Source organism: Streptomyces violaceoruber, from assembly GCF_033406955.1.
GTDB lineage: Bacteria > Actinomycetota > Actinomycetes > Streptomycetales > Streptomycetaceae > Streptomyces > Streptomyces violaceoruber.
In genome coordinates this window covers 4,390,717-4,409,259 of the sequence record NZ_CP137734.1, presented here as the reverse complement: position 1 = coordinate 4,409,259, position 18,543 = coordinate 4,390,717, and the positions used below count along the sequence as shown (strand labels likewise).

General features: G+C 76.2%; 16 protein-coding genes. 7 read left to right on the top strand and 9 right to left on the bottom strand.

Annotated elements, in window-relative coordinates:
* The first annotated feature begins 100 nt into the window (after window positions 1-100).
* From R2E43_RS19725 to R2E43_RS19715, 3 genes are read left to right on the top strand one after another with little or no spacing between them, the layout of a single operon-like run.
* On the top strand, window positions 101-829 hold the full coding sequence (locus tag R2E43_RS19725; RefSeq protein WP_003975199.1) for a glycosyltransferase family 2 protein: 729 nt from the start codon (window positions 101-103) through the stop codon (window positions 827-829).
* 5 nt (window positions 830-834) lie between these two features.
* Entirely contained in the window at window positions 835-1,467 is a 633-nt protein-coding gene (locus tag R2E43_RS19720) for a TIGR04282 family arsenosugar biosynthesis glycosyltransferase (RefSeq protein WP_332057124.1), read from the top strand.
* Window positions 1,464-2,252, top strand: coding sequence for a class I SAM-dependent methyltransferase (locus R2E43_RS19715; RefSeq protein ID WP_093456489.1), 789 nt, complete (start codon window positions 1,464-1,466; stop codon window positions 2,250-2,252). The genes R2E43_RS19720 and R2E43_RS19715 overlap by 4 nt, the downstream gene beginning before the upstream one ends.
* A gap of 334 nt (window positions 2,253-2,586) precedes the next feature.
* Here R2E43_RS19715 and R2E43_RS19710 read toward each other — a convergent pair whose 3' ends face one another.
* The gene (locus R2E43_RS19710; RefSeq protein ID WP_191849057.1) at window positions 2,587-3,825 is read right to left on the bottom strand and encodes a molybdopterin-dependent oxidoreductase; all 1,239 of its coding nucleotides are present in this window, start codon (window positions 3,823-3,825) and stop codon (window positions 2,587-2,589) included.
* 113 nt (window positions 3,826-3,938) lie between these two features.
* Between R2E43_RS19710 and R2E43_RS19705 the strand changes: the two genes are divergently transcribed.
* Window positions 3,939-5,309, top strand: coding sequence for a glycosyltransferase family 39 protein (locus R2E43_RS19705; protein WP_030870679.1), 1,371 nt, complete (start codon window positions 3,939-3,941; stop codon window positions 5,307-5,309).
* Window positions 5,310-5,389: 80 nt separating this feature from the next.
* Here R2E43_RS19705 and R2E43_RS19700 read toward each other — a convergent pair whose 3' ends face one another.
* The 3 genes from R2E43_RS19700 to R2E43_RS19690 all read right to left on the bottom strand — a co-directional run bounded on the left by R2E43_RS19700 (window position 5,390) and on the right by R2E43_RS19690 (window position 7,896).
* Complete coding sequence (locus R2E43_RS19700; RefSeq protein ID WP_003975194.1) at window positions 5,390-5,593, bottom strand: cold-shock protein; 204 nt, start codon at window positions 5,591-5,593, stop codon at window positions 5,390-5,392.
* Between the two features lie 256 nt (window positions 5,594-5,849).
* The gene (locus R2E43_RS19695; protein WP_332056411.1) at window positions 5,850-6,506 is read right to left on the bottom strand and encodes a hypothetical protein; all 657 of its coding nucleotides are present in this window, start codon (window positions 6,504-6,506) and stop codon (window positions 5,850-5,852) included.
* Between the two features lie 139 nt (window positions 6,507-6,645).
* Window positions 6,646-7,896 carry a sensor histidine kinase gene (locus tag R2E43_RS19690; RefSeq protein WP_030870686.1) on the bottom strand — a complete coding sequence of 417 codons (1,251 nt, stop codon included), beginning with the start codon at window positions 7,894-7,896 and terminating at the stop codon, window positions 6,646-6,648.
* A 201-nt stretch (window positions 7,897-8,097) separates the two neighbouring features.
* On the opposite strand from R2E43_RS19690, the gene R2E43_RS19685 reads away from it, so the two are divergent.
* From R2E43_RS19685 to R2E43_RS19675, 3 genes are read left to right on the top strand one after another with little or no spacing between them, the layout of a single operon-like run.
* Window positions 8,098-8,367 carry a hypothetical protein gene (locus tag R2E43_RS19685; RefSeq protein WP_011029210.1) on the top strand — a complete coding sequence of 90 codons (270 nt, stop codon included), beginning with the start codon at window positions 8,098-8,100 and terminating at the stop codon, window positions 8,365-8,367.
* Window positions 8,364-9,122 (top strand): ABC transporter ATP-binding protein, encoded by a 759-nt coding sequence (locus R2E43_RS19680; RefSeq protein WP_003975190.1) that lies wholly within the window; start codon window positions 8,364-8,366, stop codon window positions 9,120-9,122. The genes R2E43_RS19685 and R2E43_RS19680 overlap by 4 nt, the downstream gene beginning before the upstream one ends.
* Before the next feature lie 2 nt (window positions 9,123-9,124).
* Window positions 9,125-11,677, top strand: a complete 2,553-nt coding sequence (locus R2E43_RS19675; RefSeq protein ID WP_093456492.1) for an ABC transporter permease — start codon at window positions 9,125-9,127, stop codon at window positions 11,675-11,677.
* A gap of 183 nt (window positions 11,678-11,860) precedes the next feature.
* Here R2E43_RS19675 and R2E43_RS19670 read toward each other — a convergent pair whose 3' ends face one another.
* The 5 genes from R2E43_RS19670 to R2E43_RS19650 form a co-directional block, all read right to left on the bottom strand.
* Window positions 11,861-14,374 carry an ABC transporter permease gene (locus R2E43_RS19670; RefSeq protein WP_332056410.1) on the bottom strand — a complete coding sequence of 838 codons (2,514 nt, stop codon included), beginning with the start codon at window positions 14,372-14,374 and terminating at the stop codon, window positions 11,861-11,863.
* Window positions 14,371-15,213, bottom strand: coding sequence for an ABC transporter ATP-binding protein (locus R2E43_RS19665; RefSeq protein ID WP_003975187.1), 843 nt, complete (start codon window positions 15,211-15,213; stop codon window positions 14,371-14,373). Before R2E43_RS19665 ends, R2E43_RS19670 begins: the two co-directional genes overlap by 4 nt.
* A gap of 160 nt (window positions 15,214-15,373) precedes the next feature.
* On the bottom strand, window positions 15,374-16,048 hold the full coding sequence (locus R2E43_RS19660) for a response regulator (protein WP_003975186.1): 675 nt from the start codon (window positions 16,046-16,048) through the stop codon (window positions 15,374-15,376).
* Complete coding sequence (locus tag R2E43_RS19655; RefSeq protein ID WP_030870700.1) at window positions 16,045-17,346, bottom strand: sensor histidine kinase; 1,302 nt, start codon at window positions 17,344-17,346, stop codon at window positions 16,045-16,047. The genes R2E43_RS19660 and R2E43_RS19655 overlap by 4 nt, the downstream gene beginning before the upstream one ends.
* 81 nt (window positions 17,347-17,427) lie before the next feature.
* On the bottom strand, window positions 17,428-18,480 hold the full coding sequence (locus R2E43_RS19650) for a fatty acid desaturase family protein (protein WP_003975184.1): 1,053 nt from the start codon (window positions 18,478-18,480) through the stop codon (window positions 17,428-17,430).
* Window positions 18,481-18,543: the final 63 nt, after the last annotated feature.

Genomic DNA, 18,543 nt, shown 5'->3' with positions numbered 1-18,543 from the left:
ACCGTGTCCCCGTCGGCGTGTCCGTCGCGGACGGCCGGGCCGCCGACGTCCGTGTTTCGTAAGGAGTGGAAGCCCGATTCGTCCGGTTCCGGTTCGTAGGGTGAACGCCGTGACCACCTCGCCCGCTCCGGACGTCGACGTCGTACTCCCCTGCCTGAACGAGGCCGGAGCCCTCCCCTGGGTCCTGGCCCGCATCCCGGCCGGCTGGCGTGCGCTCGTCGTCGACAACGGCTCCACCGACGGCTCGGCGGACCTCGCCCGCTCGCTCGGCGCCACGGTCGTGACCGAGCCGCGCCGCGGTTTCGGCGCCGCCTGCCACGCCGGGCTGACCGCCGCGACCGCCGACGTCGTCTGCTTCTGCGACTGCGACGCCTCCCTCGACCCGGGCCTGCTGACGCCCTTCGTCCGCGAGATCCGCGCCGGGACCTCCGACCTGGTCCTCGGCCGCCGGCGGCCGCAGGCCAGGGGCGCGTGGCCGGTGCACGCCCGCGCCGGCAACCTCGCCCTGGCCCGGATGCTGCGCCGCCGCACCGGCCTGCGGCTGCACGACCTCGGCCCGCTGCGCGCCGCCCGCCGCGAACGGCTCCTCGCCCTCGGCCTCACCGACCGGCGCAGCGGCTACCCGCTCCAGATGGTCGTCCGCGCCGCCGACGCGGGCTGGCGGATCGCCGAGCACGACGTCCCGTACCTGCCCCGCACCGGCGCCTCGAAGGTGACCGGGACCTGGCGCGGCACCTGGCACGCGGTGCGGGACATGCGCCGCGTGCTGGGCGAGCCGCCCGGCCGGCCGGTGCCGAGTGACGCGGCCCGCGAAGGGAACTCACGGTGAGCATGGTGAACACCCTCCTCGTCATCGCCAAGGAGCCGCGCCCCGGCCGGGTCAAGACCCGGCTCACCCCGCCCTTCACGCCCGTCGAGGCGGCCGCGCTGGCCGAGGCGGCCCTCGCCGACAGCCTGGCCGCCGTCGCCGCGACGCCCGCGCGGCGCCGGGTGCTGGTGCTCGACGGCGCCCCCGGCCCCTGGCTGCCGCCGGGCTTCGACGTCGTACCGCAGTGCGCGGGCGGTCTCGACGCACGCCTCGCGGACGCGTTCGCCGGCTGCACGGGGCCCGCCCTGCTGATCGGGATGGACACCCCGCAGGTGACGCCCGGCCTCCTCGACGTGGACTTCCACGACTGCGACGCGTACTTCGGCCCGGCCGAGGACGGCGGCTTCTGGGCGCTGGGCCTGGCCCGGCCCGAACCCGCGCTGCTGCGGGGCGTGCCCATGTCGACGCCGGTGACCGGGGCCGTGCAGCGCGAGCGGCTGCTGGCGGCGGGACTGCGGGTACGGGACCTGCCGCCGCTGCGCGACGTCGACACCGCCGCCGACGCCCGCGCCGTCGCCGCCCTGGCCCCGGACGGCCGGTTCGCCGCCCGGCTGGCGGCCTGCGCACCGGCCGCCGACCGGCGGCGGGTGAGCCGGTGAAGGGCGCCGCGCGACTGGCCCCCGGCAGGCCGTCCCCCGCCCCCGCCTGGGAGACCTCCGACCCCTACGCCGCCGCGCTGCGCTCGGGCCACGGTCCGCTGTACCTGCGCCGCACCGACGGCTGGCTGCTGCCGCTGGAGGTGGAGCGCTGGTGCGCGCGGGCCGACGCCGTCGACCTGGACGTCCTCGACCGGTGCGAGGGCGCCGTGCTCGACGTGGGCTGCGGCCCCGGCCGGCTGGTGGCCGAGCTCGCCGCCCGGGGCCGCACCGTCCTCGGCATCGACGTCAGCGAGGCCGCCGTGAGCCGCACCGTGGGGCTCGGCGGACAGTCGCTGCGGCGCTCCGTGTTCGAGCCGCTGCCCGGCGAGGGACGCTGGGACACCGTGCTCCTCATGGACGGCAACGTCGGCATCGGCGGCGATCCCCGCGCCCTGCTCGGCCGCGTCGCCGCCCTGCTCGCGCCCGGCGGCCTGCTGATCGCCGAGACGGCCCCGGTCGACGTCGACGAACGCCTGCACGTGCAGCTCGTCGACGTCACCGACGGCCGGCCGGCGTCCGGCAGCCCCTTCCCCTGGGCGCGGATCGGCACCCGCGCCCTGCTCCGCCGCGCGGGCGCCGCCGGCTGGCGGACCGCCGGTCAGTGGGGCTCGGGGGAGCGCCGCTTCGTCGCGCTGCGCAGCAGCCGCAGGGCGAGCAGCAGCGCCGAGCCGCCGAACAGCGCCGCCGTGATCAGCAGCCAGCGGCCGAGGAAGCCCTCCGCCGACAGCCCGGTGACCCCCGCGTAGCGCGCGTCGACCCGGCCGCCGATCAGCGGGAACCACACGAGCAGGAGCAGCCCGGAGAAGGCCGCGGGAAACCGGACGTACGAGGTCCACTCACGGTGGCGGACCGCGCCGAGACCGCCCGTGACCGCCCGGTCCAGCAGCGCGTACAGCGGCAGCAGCACCAGGTCGTGCAGGAGCGCCGCGCCCACGAACCAGAGGACCACGCCGAGCCAGTCGCCGGCGAGCAGCCGCACGCCCGCGTAGCCCGCGAGCGCGAAGGAGCAGGCCAGCAGGAGGATCTGGAAGGGGCTGCCGAGGGGCGGCGGACCGGGCCGCGACGGCCTGCGCAGGAGGTTCATCCCAGGTCTCCGAACGTCATCCGGGCCACCCACTTGGTGTTCAGCACGCCGGGCGCGGCGGGCACGATGATCCGGGCCGGGTGGCCGTGGTCCGGACTCAGCTCCTCGCCGTTGACGTACAGGGCGAGCAGGGAGCGCGGGTCGGCCACCTGGTTGGCGCGCAGGGCTCCGCTGCGGAAGGCGCCGCGCCGCTGGAGGGACTCGACGAACACGTCCGGCGGATCGTCCTCGTGGCCCACGCGGGCGGCGAGGTCCCGCAGCCGTACGCCGCGCCACCACTGGTCGGACGTCGACCAGCCCTCGACGCAGGCGATGGGCAGGGCCACGCTGTGCTGCTCCATGGCGAGCAGCTCGGCCCGGCTGAACCGGACCGTCCCCGAGCGCCCGGTGACGACGAGCCGCCAGGTGTCCTCGCCCGTCTCGGCCGGGTCGATGCCCACGTGGGCGGCCGTCTTGTTGATCTGGAACCCGTTCGGGCCTTCGCCCGGTTCGGGCCCGCCGTGCGGGGAGAGCACGGCGGTGGCCCGCAGCGGCCCGTCGAAGCTGCGCCCCGCGTTCGTGGCGAACATCAGCAGCGAGCCGCCCCCGACGAACCACAGGGCCCCGCGCCGCGAGACGGTGGGCGCGGCCGGGCGCGGGGAGACCAGGTCGTCGCGCTCCTCGCGCATCGCCCGCAGGTTGCGCAGCGCGATCGGCGTCTTCAGCACGGCATGCGCGACGAACGCGGCGAAGAAGACCCAGGCACCGTAGAAGTGCAGCGGGTAGAAGGAGCCGGGAAACAGGTAGTCCAGCTGGATGTTGAGCACCCCGGTGACGAACTCGAACAGCGCGCCCCCGACCAGCAGCAGCAGCGAGATCCGCTCCAGCGCGTGGGCGAGCGAGCGGACCGGCGGCAGCGTGAACAGCCTCGGCACCACCGACCACAGCTTGGCCAGCAGCACCGGGATCAGGACCAGCCCGAGAGTGACGTGCACGCCCTGTGTGAGCCGGTACAGCCAGGGCGGGTCGGTCGGCCAGGCGAAGAGGTAGAAGCCGAGGATCCCCTTGTCCGGGGTCTTGTCGTTGACCGGGTCCAGACCGGGGTTGTAGGCGGCGTAGGACACCAGCCCCGTCACGAACAGCACCGTGATGCCGACGAGCAGGACGAGGCCGAGCACCGAGGTGAACCAGGGCCCGCGCAGCGGGCTGCGCCAGAAACCCGGCGAGGAGGGAAGCCGTGGGGCGAGGTCGCGCATGTCCCGACCGTAGGCCGCGAGGGGCCCCCGGGACGGTCCGCGACCCATGACGAAACGCTGACGTCCGCCGTGCGCACCGCCCGTCGCGCGGTCCTCCGTCCTACGGTGCCGGTGTGACCCGCCCCCGCTCCGCCTCCCCCGACCTGTACGCCGCCGCGGCGGCCGCGCTCCTCGTGGCGGCCGCCGTCCTGGTCGGCCGGTACGTGTACACCTATGACGACCTGATCGTGGGCTGGCCGCCCCTGCTGGGCCGCTGGGACCCGCACCTGGGCCCCGGCACCCCGGCGGCCGTCCTGGTGGCGGCGGGGGTGGCGGCGTACGGCCCGGCCGTCGCCGCCCGGCTGCCGTGGCGCGCCCTGCTCCCCGCGGCCTGGGGCACGGCGCTGGCGTGGACCTGGTCGCTGGCCCTGATCGACGGATGGGAACGCGGCGTCGCCGGACGGCTCACCACGAGCCAGGAGTACCTCTCGGTCGTCGACCGCTGGCACGACGTCCCGGCGACCCTGCGCGACTTCAACGGCCACATCCTGCTCCACTCCCCCGACAACTGGCCCGCCCACGTCGCCGGTCACCCGCCCGGGGCCACGCTCACCTACGTACTGCTGGACCGGATCGGGCTCGGCGGCGGGGGCTGGGCCGGAGCCCTGACCATCACCGTGGGCGCGACGGCCTGCGTGGCGGTGCTGGTCGCGGTGCGGGCCCTGACCGGCGAGCGGCTCGCCCGGCGGGCGGCGCCCTTCCTGGCCCTGGCACCGGCCGCGGTGTGGATGGGCACGTCCGCCGACGGCTACTTCGCGGCGGTCGCCGCGTGGGCGGTGGCGCTGCTCGCCCTCGCGGTCACCCGGCGCTCACCGGGGTGGGCGGCCGGCTCGGGACTGCTGTTCGGGCTGACCTGCTACCTCTCGTACGGCCTGACGCTGTTCGCGGTGATCGCGGCGGCGGTGCTCGTGCTCGGCCGGCGCGGGGTGCGGGCGCGGCCGGTGCTGCTCGCGGCGCTCCTGGCGGGGGCGGCGGTGGTGCCGGTGGCGTTCACGGCGGCCGGGTTCGACTGGTGGGAGGCGTACCGCCTGCTGGTCACCCGCTACTACGAGGGCGCGGCCGGCGTCCGCCCCTACGCGTACTGGGTGTGGGCCAACCTCGCCTGCACGGTGCTCATCACGGGCCTGGCCACGGTGGCGGGACTGCGGCGGGCCGGGGGCGTACTGCTCCGGCGGCGGGCCGGGGACGTGCGGACGGGCGGGGAGCGGGCGGACGGCGAGCGGGCCGGGGAGGTCCGGCTGGCGTTCCTCGTGGCCGCCGGGCTGCTCGCCCTGCTGGCCGCCGACCTGTCCGGCATGAGCAAGGCGGAGACGGAACGCATCTGGCTCCCCTTCGCCCTGTGGCTCCTCGCGGCCTGCGCGTTCCTCACCCGGCCGCGCGGCTGGCTGACGGCGCAGGCGGTACTGGCGCTGCTCGTGAACCACCTGGTGGCGACCGGCTGGTGAATACACGCGAAGGGCCCGCACCGTGCGGTGCGGGCCCTCGACACGTACTGCGCGACTACCGCGCGGCGTACTGCGTGGTGTTACGCGGGAACGATGTTCTCCGCCTGCGGGCCCTTCTGGCCCTGCGTGACGTCGAAGTTCACCCGCTGGCCCTCCTGGAGCTCGCGGAAGCCCTGGGTGGCGATGTTCGAGTAGTGGGCGAAGACGTCGGCGCCGCCGCCGTCCTGCGCGATGAAACCGAAGCCCTTTTCGGCGTTGAACCACTTCACGGTACCGGAAGCCATGCTTTTTTCTCCTAGGCAGTGTTGAAGGCCCGCACTGTGCGAGCCCCCCATCGCCGCGATGATCACCTGCCCGGAAACCCGGTAACACAAATGGCAACCACAACTGCAACTGATGTCCAGCCTAGCACGAAATGAATCAACAACCCGGGTGAGAAATCGCCGACAGAGACCGGTGATTTTCGCGGCGTAATGTATTCCCGTCCTGAGCGAATATATGTTTCAACGGGGGTCGGTTTTCTCCTCACGGCGGTGTCGCTCAGGGCCCGAGGACCAGGACGCCGTACGGGCCGAGCACGGACGACTGGAGGGTGTCGCCCTCCGCGTAGCGCCAGCCCCAGGAGCGCAGCGCCCGTACGGTCGCGCCGTCGGCGCGGTCCACCAGCGTGACGCCGAGGGCGGCGTCGTGTTCGGCGAGCAGGCGGGCCTGGAGGCGGCGGGCGAGGTTCCAGGCCCGGTCGTGGTGCTCCCGGCGCACCCGGGCCGGGACGACGATCCCGGAGACCAGGAAGAGCCGGCCCGACGCGGCGACGGGCAGCACGCTCCCGGTCAGGTACCGCTCCAGGCCACGGACGCCGGGCGGGTCGCCGCCGGGCACCGGGTAGCCGTAGGCGCAGCCGGTCAGAACGGTGGTCTCCGCGATCAGCAGGCCGAAGCCCGGACGCCGTACGTCGGCGGTCAGCCGGCGCAGGAAGGCGCCGCGGGCCACGTTCCACGCCCGGGGCCCGCCGCCGGAGGTCTGCGCGTACAGGTTGCCCAGCTCGGCGAACCGGTCCTCGATCTGACGCCGGGTCAGCGGCCGCAGCCGTTCCCCGGCCTGCGGCGAGGAGCGCTGTGCCGGGCCCGGCCGGCGGGTGCCGGCGGGGCGCCCGTGAGGCTCTGTGGTCGCCGGCCGCACCGGCACGTGCACTGTCATGAGGCGAGTCCTGCCCCGGGCTCGGGCGGGTCCGGCCCGGTGTCGTCGATCGCCGGGAGCGGCACCGGTGTCGGGGCCGGTGCGCGGCGTCCCCCGGTTCCTCCACGGTACTCCCGGCCCCCGGCCCCGTCCCGGTGGGTCACCGCCCGCAGGGCAGGTCCACGTCCAGGACGGTGGGGCCGCCGGGCGGGCTGGTCAGGCGGAGGGTGCCGTCCAGCGCCGCGACGCGGCGGCGGATGCCGGTCAGGCCCGAGCCGGCGTCCTCGTCGGCACCGCCCCGGCCGTCGTCCTCGACCAGCAGGCGCAGCCGGCCCCCGCGGGCCCGGGCCGTGACCGAGGCGCGGGCGGCGCCGCTGTGCTTCGCGATGTTGGTGAGCGCCTCGGCCACCACGAAGTACGCCGTCGCCTCGACCGACGCCGCGCACCGCTCGGGCACGTCGGCCTCGACGCGGCACGGCACCCCGCAGTCCGCCGCGAGGCCCGACAGCGCGCCCGCGAGGCCGCGGTCGGCCAGGACCGGCGGCAGGATGCCCCGCGCCACCTGGCGCAGCTCCGCCAGGGCCTGCTCGGCGGCGGACTGCGCCCGCTCCAGCAGTTCGTCGGCGCCCGCCGGGTCCCGCGCCGCCATCCGGCGCGCCGCGCCCAGCAGCACCGTCACCGACACCAGCCGGTTCTGCGCGCCGTCGTGCAGAGACCGTTCGATCCGGCGCAGTTCGGTGGCGTGCGCGTCCAGGGCCGCGGCCCGGGTCGCGGTCAGTTCGGCCACCCGCAGGGACAGGTCCGTGCCCGGTCCGGCCACCAGCAGGCGCCGGGCCGGGGCGGCCTGGAGCCGTGCCATGCCCGGGCCGAGGCCCAGCACGATCGCGGTCCAGCCCACGCCCAGCAGCGTCGCCGCGAGCGCGTCCGGCCAGCCGTGGGCGGTGCCGATGCCGATGGACGTGGTCGTCGCCTCCCCGGGGCTCAGCCGCCACCACAGCGGGAAGGTGGTGTCCCGGACGGCGCACAGCGGCAGCAGCAGGCCGAGCAGGCCGAGCAGGAAACCCAGGGTGGCGTGCCGGACCAGCCAGCCCAGCTCGCGCCGGGTGGTGGGGTCGGCCAGGGCGAGCCGCAGCCGGGTGGGCGGCGGATCGGGCGGGACGATCTCGATGCCCCGGGCGGACAGCCGTGCGCGTTCCCGGCGGGCCAGCGCGTGCAGGGCGCGCAGGGCGGCGGGGGCGAGCAGCAGCCCCACCCCGGCCGGCGCGGTCACGGCGGCCACCGCCAGCAGCACCAGCACGCCCAGTGCCTGGAACGCCGTACCGAGCCCGCCGACGAGCTGCCCCGTCGCGGCACGGGCGGCGCGCAGGGTCCGTACGGCGGTCTCCCGCACGGACGCGACCGGGACCGTCATCCGTCTGCCTCCCTCCGGGCCGTACGCACCTGCGGCGTAGCGTGCCCGACCCTATGCCGCCGGACGGGCCCTCGGCGGGTGCGGAGCCGGAAAGTACAGCCTGCTGTACCCCGGACCGGGCGGCCCACGGGATCGGCCGCGGGGGGTCCCGCTCCCTAGCGTCGGAGGCGACCGAGAGCGACACCGACGGAGGCCGCAGCCATGACGCACCAGGACCACCAGGACCCCTACCGCCTGGGCACACCCCAGGCCGCCCCCGCCCCGGGGCACGGCGACGGCGACGGCCCGGACGCCGTCTCCCGCGGGGACGTCGTGCGCGCGCTGCTGTGGGCCGTCGTGGTGCTCAGCGCGGTCGCCAACATGGCCCTCTCCTTCACCGGTGCCGCCGCCCCGCTGCACCTGGCCAGCGGCGTGGTCACCGTCCTCGCCGCCGGCGCCCTCGTCGTACGCCGCCTGCGGGGGCGGCGATGAGCACCGCCGTCCCGGCCGCCACCGTCACCGGGCGCCGGGCGCCCGCCATCGCGCTGGACCGGGTCGCCCGGACCTACCCGGGCGGTGTCCGCGCCCTCGACGACGTGTCGCTGACCGTGGAACACGGCACGTTCCTCGCGGTGATGGGGCCCTCCGGGTCCGGCAAGAGCACCCTGATGCACTGCGCGGCCGGGCTGGACTCCCCCACCTCCGGCAGCGTCCGCATCGACGGGCGGGAGATCTCCGGCCTGAACGAGACCCGCCGCACCGAACTGCGCCGCGAACGCGTCGGGTTCGTGTTCCAGGCGTACAACCTCATTCCCTCGCTCAGCGTCGAGGACAACATCACGCTGCCGCTGCGCCTGGCGGGACGGCGCCCGGACCGGGAGTGGCTGCGCGCGCTGACCGAGCGGGTGGGTCTTGCCGACCGGCTGTCGCACCGCCCGGCCGAGCTGTCCGGCGGTCAGCAGCAACGGGCCGCCGTCGTGCGGGCGCTGGCGGCGAAACCGGCCGTCGTCTTCGCGGACGAGCCGACCGGCGCGCTGGACCTGCGCAGCGCCCACCAGGTGCTCGGCCTGCTGCGCGCCCTCGTCGACGACCTGGGCCAGACGGTGGTCATGGTCACCCACGACCCGGCCGCCGCGGCCCGCGCCCACCGGGCGCTGGTGATGGCCGACGGCCGGGTGGTCGAGGCCCTGGAGCGGCCGACGGCCCCGCAACTGGCCGAGCGTCTCGTCGCGTTGGGAGAGCGGTAGGCATGCTGCACCTCGCCCTGCGGATGGCCGCGCACCGGATCACCGCACTGCTCGCCGTGGCGTGCGCGGTGCTGGGCGGCGCGGCCCTGCTCACCACCACCGGCGTGCTCGCCGAGTCCGGGCTGCGTTCGCAGCTGCCGCCCGGGCGGCTCGGCGGCGCGGACGTCGTGGTCGCCGCCGACCAGGAGTTCCACCCGAGCGGGGACCTGCCGATCGCACTGCCCGAACGGGCCACCGTCCCGGCCGGGCTCGTCGACCGGCTGGCCGCCCTGCCCGGCGTCACCGCGGCCGTCGGCGACATCGGCTTCCCGGCGGCGCTCCTCGACGGGCGCGGACGGCCCGTCCCCGCCGCGCAGGACCCGGTGACGGCGGGGCACGGCTGGTCCTCGACGCGGCTGCTGGCCGGCGCACGGGTCGAGGGACGGGCGCCGTCCGGTGCGAAGGGGGTCGCCGTGGACGCGGCGGCCGCCGACGCGGCGGGCCTCGAGGTGGGCGACCGGGTCCGGGTCGTGGCCAACGGCCGCCCCGCCGTGGCCTACCGGATCTCCGCGCTGGTCGACGCCCCGGGCGCGGGCGGCGGCGTCTGGTTCGCGGACCGGACGGCCGCCGCGCTGGCCGGGCGCGGCACCGGGGGCGAAGGCCCGCGCGCGGGGACCGTCGACCTGATCGGCCTGCGGACCGCCGACGGTGCCGGCGGGCGGGTGGCCGACGCCGTCCGCGAGGAGGTCGCGGGCACGGGTCTTCGGGTGACCACCGGCGCGGACCGGGGCGAGGCGGTGGCGCCGGGGGTGGGTTCGGCGCGCTCGCTGCTGATCCTGCTCGCCGGTTCGCTCGGCGGGATCGTGCTGCTGATCACCGGGTTCGTCGTCGCGGGCGCGCTGGGCGTGACCATCGCCGGGCAGCGCCGCGACCTGGCGCTGATGCGGGCGGTCGGCGCGACGCCGAGGCAGATCCGGCGGCTGGCCGCCGGGCAGTCGACGGTCGTCGCGGCCCTCGCCCTGGTGCCGGGCGTGGCGGCCGGCTACCTGCTGGCGGACCGCTTCCGGGAACTGCTCGCCGACCGCGACGTACTCCCGGACGAACTCCCCCTCACCGTCAGCCCGTTGCCCGCCCTCGCCACCGTGCTCCTGATCACGGCGGCCGTGCGGCTCTCCGCCCGGTGCGCGTCCTGGCGCACCTCGCGGATGCCGGCCACCGAGGCGGTCGCCGAGTCGCGCAGCGAGCCGCGCACCCCGTCGCGGGCCCGGACCGGGGCCGGGCTGCTGCTGATCCTCGGTGCCTCGGCGCTCTCGGTGGTGCCGCTGCTGTCCCGGACGGTCCTCGGCGCCTCGGTCACCTCCATCGCGGGCATCCTCGCCGCGATCGGGCTGGCGCTGTGCGGCCCGGCGCTGGTCAGGAGCGCGGGTGAGGCCGCCGTACGGCGGCTGCGGCCCGGGGTGGCGGCGCCGACGTGGCTGGCGCTGTCCAACGTACGGGCCTACGCGCTGCGGCTGTCCGGTGTGGTCAGCCCGCTGGCCATGGGCATCGTCTTCGTCCTGACGTACACGCTCACCCAGACCACGGTGCTGGCCGCCACCTCCGACGACACCCGCACCGGCACCCTCGCCCAGTACGAGCTGACGGCACCGGCGCTGGGCGGACTGCCCGACGGCACCCTGTCCGCCGTGCGGGACGTGCCCGGCGTACGGGCCGCCGCGCCGGCCGGGACGACCACGGTGGTGTGGGAGTACGAGGAGCTGGGCGAGCCCGCGGCCGAGTCGGCCCCGGCGATGATCCTGGCGCCGGACGCCCGGGACGTCGTGGACCTCGGTGTGACGGACGGCGGCCTGGACCGGCTGACCGGGGCGACGGTCGCCGTCAGCGCCGAGGCCGCCCGCACCCGGGACGCCGGGCTCGGGAAGCGGGTGCCTCTGGTGCTCGGCGACGGGGCGCGGGTCGAGGCCCGGGTCGTCGCCGTGTACGACCGGGGGCTGGGCTTCGGCCCGGTCGTCCTCTCCCGCCAACTGGCCGCCGGGCACACCACGGCCGGCCTGGACCAGCGGGTCCTGGTCCGCACCGACGGCACGTCCCGGGCCGGGACGGGCCTGGCCGCGCTGGCCGCCGGCCGCCCCGGCCTCGCCGTCGCGGGCACCGCCGCGGACGCCACGGGGGCGGACGCGCCGCCCGAGGTGTGGATCAACCTGGCGGTGGTCGTGGTGCTCCTCGGCTATCTGCTGCTGAGCATCGCCAACAAGCTGGTCGCCGCCACCGCCCAGCGCCGGACGGAGATCGCCGCGCTGCGCCTGGTCGGCACGACGCCCCGGCAGATCCGCGCGATGATGCGGCGCGAGGCCACGGTGATCGCCGCCGCGGCCCTCGTCACCGGCCTCCTGCTGTCCGCCGTCCCCCTGGCCCTCCTCGGCCAGGGCCTCCTCGGCCGTCCCTGGCCGGCGGGCCCCGCCTGGCTCCTCCCTGCGGTCGCGGCGACGGTGGCGCTGACGTCGTACCTCACGACCGAACTCCCCACCCGCCACGCCCTGCGCACACCTCCGGCGGACGGGCTGCGGGCGGGGTGACCCGATGACCGGGCGGGGGCTCGCCGGCAGACATCCGTCAGCACGGCGGCGCGTCTTCCGACCGGCAGGGGCGCCTCCCCCGGCCGGTCGGAAGACGCGCGACCCGCCATGGCCCGGACGCCTGCCGGCGGGCCCTCGGGAGGAGGTGCTTCCCGGGGGCCCGTCCGCCGGGCGGCCGAGGTGTCAGGCACCCCGGTCGCGCAGGGCCGCGCGGGCCGGGAGGGTGACGGCGGCCAGGCCGAGGGCTGCCGCGGTCGCCGCGAAGGCGGCGTACAGCAGCGGCGGGACGTGCGGGAACTCGCCGGTCAGGCCGCGCATCATCGGGGTCAGCGTGATCATGGCGATGGCGGTGCCCACGGCCACGCCCGCCGCCGACACCAGCAGGCTCTCCCAGCCCAGCATGCGCAGCACCTGGCGCCGGGTGGAGCCGACGAGGCGGAGGGTGTTCAGTTCCCGGCGGCGGTCGAGGACCGTCATCACCAGGGTGTTGACCGCGGCGACGGCGGCGAAACCGCCCAGGACGGCGGCCATCATGTAGTTGGCCCAGGCGCCGAACTCGCGGTCCACGTTCTGCGCGAGCGCGTAGCCGGAGGCGTCGGTGACCTCGCCGAGGGGGGCGAGCGGCTCGGCGTCGCCGCCGCTGACCAGCAGGGTGTCGGCGAAGGCGGACGTGACGTGCCCGTCCAGGGAGGCGCGGTCCATGGTCACCGCCGGCAGGCCCAGGCCGCGGCCGTAGACGGCGACGACTTCCGGGGCGGCCTTCGTGCCGTCGGGGAGGTAGAGCGGCAGCTTGTCGCCGAGGCCGGTGTCCGTGGCGGTGGCGAGGGTCCTGTCGATGGCGATGCGCCCCTCGCCCACGCGGTCCAGGCTGCCCTCGCGCACGTCCAGGTCCTGCACCTTCGCGAGTTCGGCGCCGGAGCCCGAGATGCCCTGGGTCGCCGTCCCCTGCAACGAGGTCTCGCCGCCGCCCCGGACGGGCACCAGCACCTGCGTGTCCAGCAGGCTCACGGCCGCGTCGACGCCGGGCGCCCGGGCGGCCCGGTCGGCGGCGTCGGCGGGCAGGCCGGCCGGGGCGGTGACGACGTGGTCCGCCGTGATGCCGTCGCGGAGCTGCTCCGAGGCGACGTGGCTCTCGCTCGTGTGCATGAAGACCAGCGTCGAGGCGAAGGCCATCGCCAGCACGATCGGGGTGATCGCCGAGGCCAGCCGGCGCGCGTTGGTACGGGAGTTGGCGGCGGCCAGCGACGCGGAGGCGTCACCGCCGCGCAGCAGCAGGCCGAAGAGGGCCGCGCACACCCGGGCCAGGATCGGGCCGAGCAGCGCGACGGCCAGCATGAAGAGCATGACCACGCCGAGGGAGGCGTTGGCCGCGTCGGAACCGGCGGCGGAGGCCGCCACACCGGCGAGCGCCGAGCCGCCGCCGACCGCGGCGAGACCGAGGACGGTACGGACGACACCCGGCCGCAGCCGCTCCACCGAGGCCTCGGCGAGCGCCTGGCCCGGCTTGATCTTCGCGGGCCTGCGCCCGGCCGCCAGGCCGGCGCCCAGCGCCGTGAGCAGCCCGACGCCGACGGCGGCCAGCAGCGGGAACCCCGAGACGTGCAGTTCGACCGCCTCGGGAACCGCCCCGCGGTCCTGCATCTGCCCGAACCACCAGTGCGCGAGCCCGATGCCCGGCAGGCAGCCGAGCAGCCCGGCGAGCGGGGCGACCAGGAGCGCCTCGGCGGCGACCGCGCGCCGGATCTGCCGCGGGGTGGCGCCGACGGCGCGCAGCAGCGCGAACTCGCGGGTGCGCTGGCCGACGGAGAGGGCGACCGTGCCGGCCGCGGTGAAGACCGCGACCAGGGTGGCGATGCCGCCGAAGGAGCCGCCGATCGCGAACAGCGTCTCCTTGCCGTACGCCAGCCCGTGGTCCTCGGCCTCGCCGCGGTCGTCCCCGGTGAGCGTCTGCGCGCCGGTGCCGGTGAGGGCCTGCTCGACGGCGGCGGCGAGGGCGTCCGTGTCGGCCCCGTCCTTCGCCGTCACGGCGATGGCGTCGGCCTGGCCGGGGTGCCCGGCCAGCACGGGCGCCTCGGCGTCGGCGAACCAGGCCGTGGCCCCGCCGCCCGCCCCCTCGCCGACGGTGTCCCCGTCACCGGCCTCGGCCAGCCCGGACACCCGGAATCCGGCGCGGCCGCCGGCCGTCTCCAGCACGACGGTGTCGCCGACGCCCGCCTTCGCGGTACGGGCCGCGTCCGCGCCGAGCACGACCTCGCCCGCGTGCGGTGCGGCGCCCTTCGACAGCGCGGTGCCGGTGAAGGCGTGCGAGCCCCAGCCGTGGCCGGTGAGCGCGCCCGGCGAGTCCTCGCCGTGCACCGGGAAGGTGAAGTCCGGTACGGCGGTGGCCGCGCCCGGCACCCCGGCGGCCTTCGCCGCGAGCCCCGCGTCCACGCGGGCGGTGTCGGGCAGCGGGTACACGGTCTCCTCGGGGCCGTCGACGGTGTCGGCGACGACGCGCGCGGACTGGTCGGCCGCCACGACGACCGGCGCGTTCGCGTACCGCTCGGCCGGCACCGAGGCGCGGATGCTGGTCTCCAGCAGGACACCGCAGGCCGCGACGATCAGCGCCGACATCAGCAGCGCGACGAACGTGCCCGCGAACGAGGCGGGCTTGAAGCGTACGGCCGCGCGGGCCAGGCCGTTGGGCTTGAGACTCATGCCGCCACCCCCGCCGCGGCCGTAGCCCGCGCCCGGCCGGTGAGCGCGGTCATCCGCGCCGCGATCTGCTCCGCCGAACCCCGCTCCAGGTGGTCGGCGAAGGCCCCGTCGGCGAGGAACAGCACCCGGTCGGCCCAGGCGGCCGCGGCCGGGTCGTGGGTGACCATGACGACGGTGGCGCCGAGGCCGTCCACCGCCTGCCGGAGCAGGCCGAGGACCTCGGCCGCGGTGCCGGTGTCGAGGGCGCCGGTGGGCTCGTCGGCGAAGATCACGTCGGGGGCGGTGACCAGGGCGCGGGCGACGGCCACCCGCTGCTGCTGGCCGCCGGACAGCTCGCCGGGCCGGCGCCGCGCCTTGTCGGCGAGCCCGACCTGCGCGAGTACGTCGGCCGCCCGGCGGTGGTCCTGGCGCTGCCCGGCCAGGCGCATGGGCAGCAGGACGTTCTGCTCCACGGTCAGCGACGGCAGCAGGTTGAACGCCTGGAAGACGAAGCCGAGGCGGCTGCGGCGCAGCTCGGTCAGCTCGTTCTCGTTCATGCCCGTGATCTCCGTGCCGCCGAGGCGCACCGATCCCGCCGACGGCCGGTCGAGCCCGGCGGCGCACTGCAGGAAGGTGGACTTGCCGGACCCGGACGGGCCCATGACGGCGGTGAAGGTGCCGCGCGGCAGGGCGAGGTCGATGCCCGCGAGGGCGTGCACGGTGCCCGCGCCGCGGCCGTACCGCCGCTGGACCCCGCGCAGCTCGACGGCGAGCCCGGGCGTGGCGGCCGGAACCTCGGGGCGGTGGTCCACCCCCGCCCGGTCGTCCGCCTTCTGCCGCTTGCCCTTGCGTAGCCTCATGGTGCCGTCTCCTCGTCGATGCGCTCGTGCGTCCTGGTGACGAGGTGAAGAGTGCGGCGGCGGCTCGGCGCCGGGCGTCATACCGGGGAGCCAATGTGGAGGTGCTACCCCGGTAGGGGGCGAAGGAGGGTGGCCGGGCCGCGGGACCGGCCGGGCGGGACTACTCTCCCGGGGCCACCAGCCCCGACTCGTAGGCGAAGACCACCGCCTGCGCGCGGTCGCGCAGGTCGAGCTTGGTGAGGACGCGGCTGACGTGCGTCTTGACCGTCTGCTCGGCCAGCACCAGGGTCCGGGCGATCTCCGTGTTCGACTGGCCGCGGGCGACCAGGGTGAGGACCTCGGTCTCGCGTTCCGTCAGCCCCTTGAGCCGCAGCGCGGGCTTGCCCCGTGACGCGGGGCGCTGCTGGGCGAAGTCCGCGATGAGGCGGCGGGTGACGGAGGGGGCGAGCAGCGCGTCGCCCGAGGCCACCACGCGGACCGCCGCGATGAGGTCGGCCGGCGGCGCGTCCTTCAGCAGGAAGCCGCTGGCGCCCGCCCGCAGCGCCTCGTACACGTAGTCGTCGACGTCGAACGTGGTGAGCATCAGCACCCGCGGCCGGTGGGTCACCCCGGGCGGCGGCGACAGCAGCCGGCGCGCGGCCTCCAGCCCGTCCATCTCGGGCATCCGCACGTCCATGAGTACGACGTCCGGATGCGTACGCCGGCTCAGCTCGACGCCCTGCGCGCCGTCGGGGGCCTCGCCCACCACGTCGATGTCGCTCTGGGCGGCCAGCAGCGCGGCGAAGCCGGCCCGCACCATGGCCTGGTCGTCGACGATGATGACGCGCGTCGTCACGTGATGTCCTCTTCCGTCAGGGGGAGTTGTGCGGCGACCCGGAAGCCGCCGTCGGGCAGCGGCCCCACGTCGAGGGTGCCGCCGACGAGCCTTACCCGCTCGCGCATGCCGACCAGGCCGTGCCCGGTGCCGCCCACTTCGAGCGGCCCGGCGGGCGGCTCGGGCGGCGGCTCGTTGACGACCAGGACGGTGAGCCGCTCCCCGCCCGGCCCCTCGCGCTGCCCGTCGCGCTGCCCGTCGGTCTGCCCGTCGGTCTGCCCGTCGCCCGGCCCGCCGGCGGGCCGCGCGACCGACAGCGACACGTGCGTCGCCGCTCCCGGCGCGTGCCGTACGACGTTCGCGAGGGCCTCCTGGACGATCCGGTACGCGGAGAGGCCCACCGCCTCCGGCACCTCGGCGTCGCAGGGGGTGAAGTCCACCGGCCCGACCGTCCGCGCCGTCGCCTCCACCAACTGCCCGATCTGCGCGAGGCCCGGCTGGGGCACGAGTTCGCCGTGCGCCTCCTCGTTGCGCAGCACGCCGAGAAGGCGTCGCATCTCGCCGAGCGACTCCCGCGCGGTCGCCGCGATGGACGTGAACTCCTCCCGCACGTCCGGCGGCAGCGCCGCGAGGCGGTACTCCGCGGTGTCCGCCTGCACCGTGATGACGGACATGTGGTGCGCCACCACGTCGTGCAGCTCGCGTGCGATGCGGGCGCGCTCCTCCAGCAGCGTGCGCCGGCCCCGCTCGGCCTCGCTGATCGTCTCCTGCTCGGCCAGCCTGCGCTGCACCTCGTACCGCTCGCGCAGCGCGCCGCCCAGCAGGAGCGCGACGCCCCCGAGGATGGTGAGCAACAGGTCCTTGGCGCCGGTGCCGTGGGGCGCGGCGAAGCCCAGGCCGACGTTGGCGCCCGCCGTCGCCAGCCACACCAGCAGCAGCGTCCGGCGCCGCTCGCGCAGGCCCAGCGCGAGGCAGAGGCCGACGTACCCGACGATCTCCATGGGCGGGAACGGCCACAGCAGCCGCTCCTGGAAGTCGACGGTGAGCAGGGCGAGCGCACCGGCCACGTCCGCGACGAAGACCACGTACCAGGCCTGCAACGGCCGTACGACGGCGAGCAGCAGCGGGGCGGCCTGTGCGACGGCCAGCGCGCTCGCGAGGCCGCCGTTCAGCCCGTAGTCGGCGGTGAGGACCACGATGGTGGTGGGCAGCAGGGCGACGCACAGCACGAACGCCACGGCCCACGGCAGCAGCCGCACCCATCGCCGCGACGCCCCCGCGAGCAGCGCGCGCGGACGTTCCGCCTCCACTGGGATCATGGGCACCAGCCTAGGTGCCCGGTGTGCGCCGCGACGGCGCCGGAAGAGACGGCGTCGGGAGGGGCGCACGGCGTCGGCTCCTCAGATGTCGGCACGCAGCGGTTCTCCCACCTCGTGCATGTGGCGCAGGGCCTGCCGGTAGGAGTCGACGAGGCCGGTCTCCGCGTAGGGGATGCCGAGGTCGCGGCAGTGGGCCTTGACGGCGGCCTGGGCGAGCCCGAGGTGCGGGCGGGGCATGCTGGGGAACAGGTGGTGCTCGATCTGGTAGTTGAGGCCGCCGAGGAACCAGTCGGTGAGGAAGCCGCCCCTGACGTTGCGGGAGGTGAGGACCTGGCGCCGCAGGTGCCCCCACTTCTCCGCCTCGGAGTCCGGGTCGGGCATGTCCATCCCCTTGTGGTTGGGCGCGAAGGCCATGCCCAGGTGCAGCCCGAACAGGGCCTGGTGGAGCGCGGCGAAGACGAGGGCGTGCGCGAGCGGCATGGTCGCCAGGAGCAGGGTGACGTACCCGGCGGCGTGGGCGACCAGGAGCGCGCCCTCCACCAGGCGCGCACGGCCCCGCTGGCGCCGCAGGTGCTGGAAGCCGTGCAGCTTCAGGGCGAGGCCCTCCAGGAGGGTGAGCGGGAAGAACAGCCACGCCTGGTGCCGGGTGAGCCGGCCGCGGAATCCCGTGCGCGTGGCGGCCTGCCCGCTGGTGAACACGAGGACGTCGGCGGCGACGTCGGGGTCCTTGTCGATGTGGTTCGGGTTGGCGTGATGGCGGTTGTGCTTGTCGTTCCACCACGCGTAACTCATGCCGAGCAGCAGATTGCCGTGGACCAGTCCGATGCGGCGGTTCACGGCGCGGCTGCCGCTGATCTGGGCGTGGCCCGCGTCGTGGCCGATGAACGCCGTCCGGGCACACAGGACGGCGAGGACCGGCGCGAGCGCGAGCACCCACCAGGAGTCGCCGAGCAGCGCCATGCCGGTGCCGACGGCGGCGAGACCGAGCGCGTTGACCGCTATGGTGCGCGCGTACCAGCCGGTGCGCCGTTCGAGCAGTTGCTGCTCCCTGACGTCGCGCAGCAGCGGTGTGAACTCACTGCCTTCGCGTGATCCGCCGGTGTCGGGCGGGAGCGTTTCGCGGGGCAGGGGCATGAGGGCTCCTTGATGGTGTGGTCGGGGACGGCGCGGCCGGGCCGGGTCGGTCCGGGCCGCTGG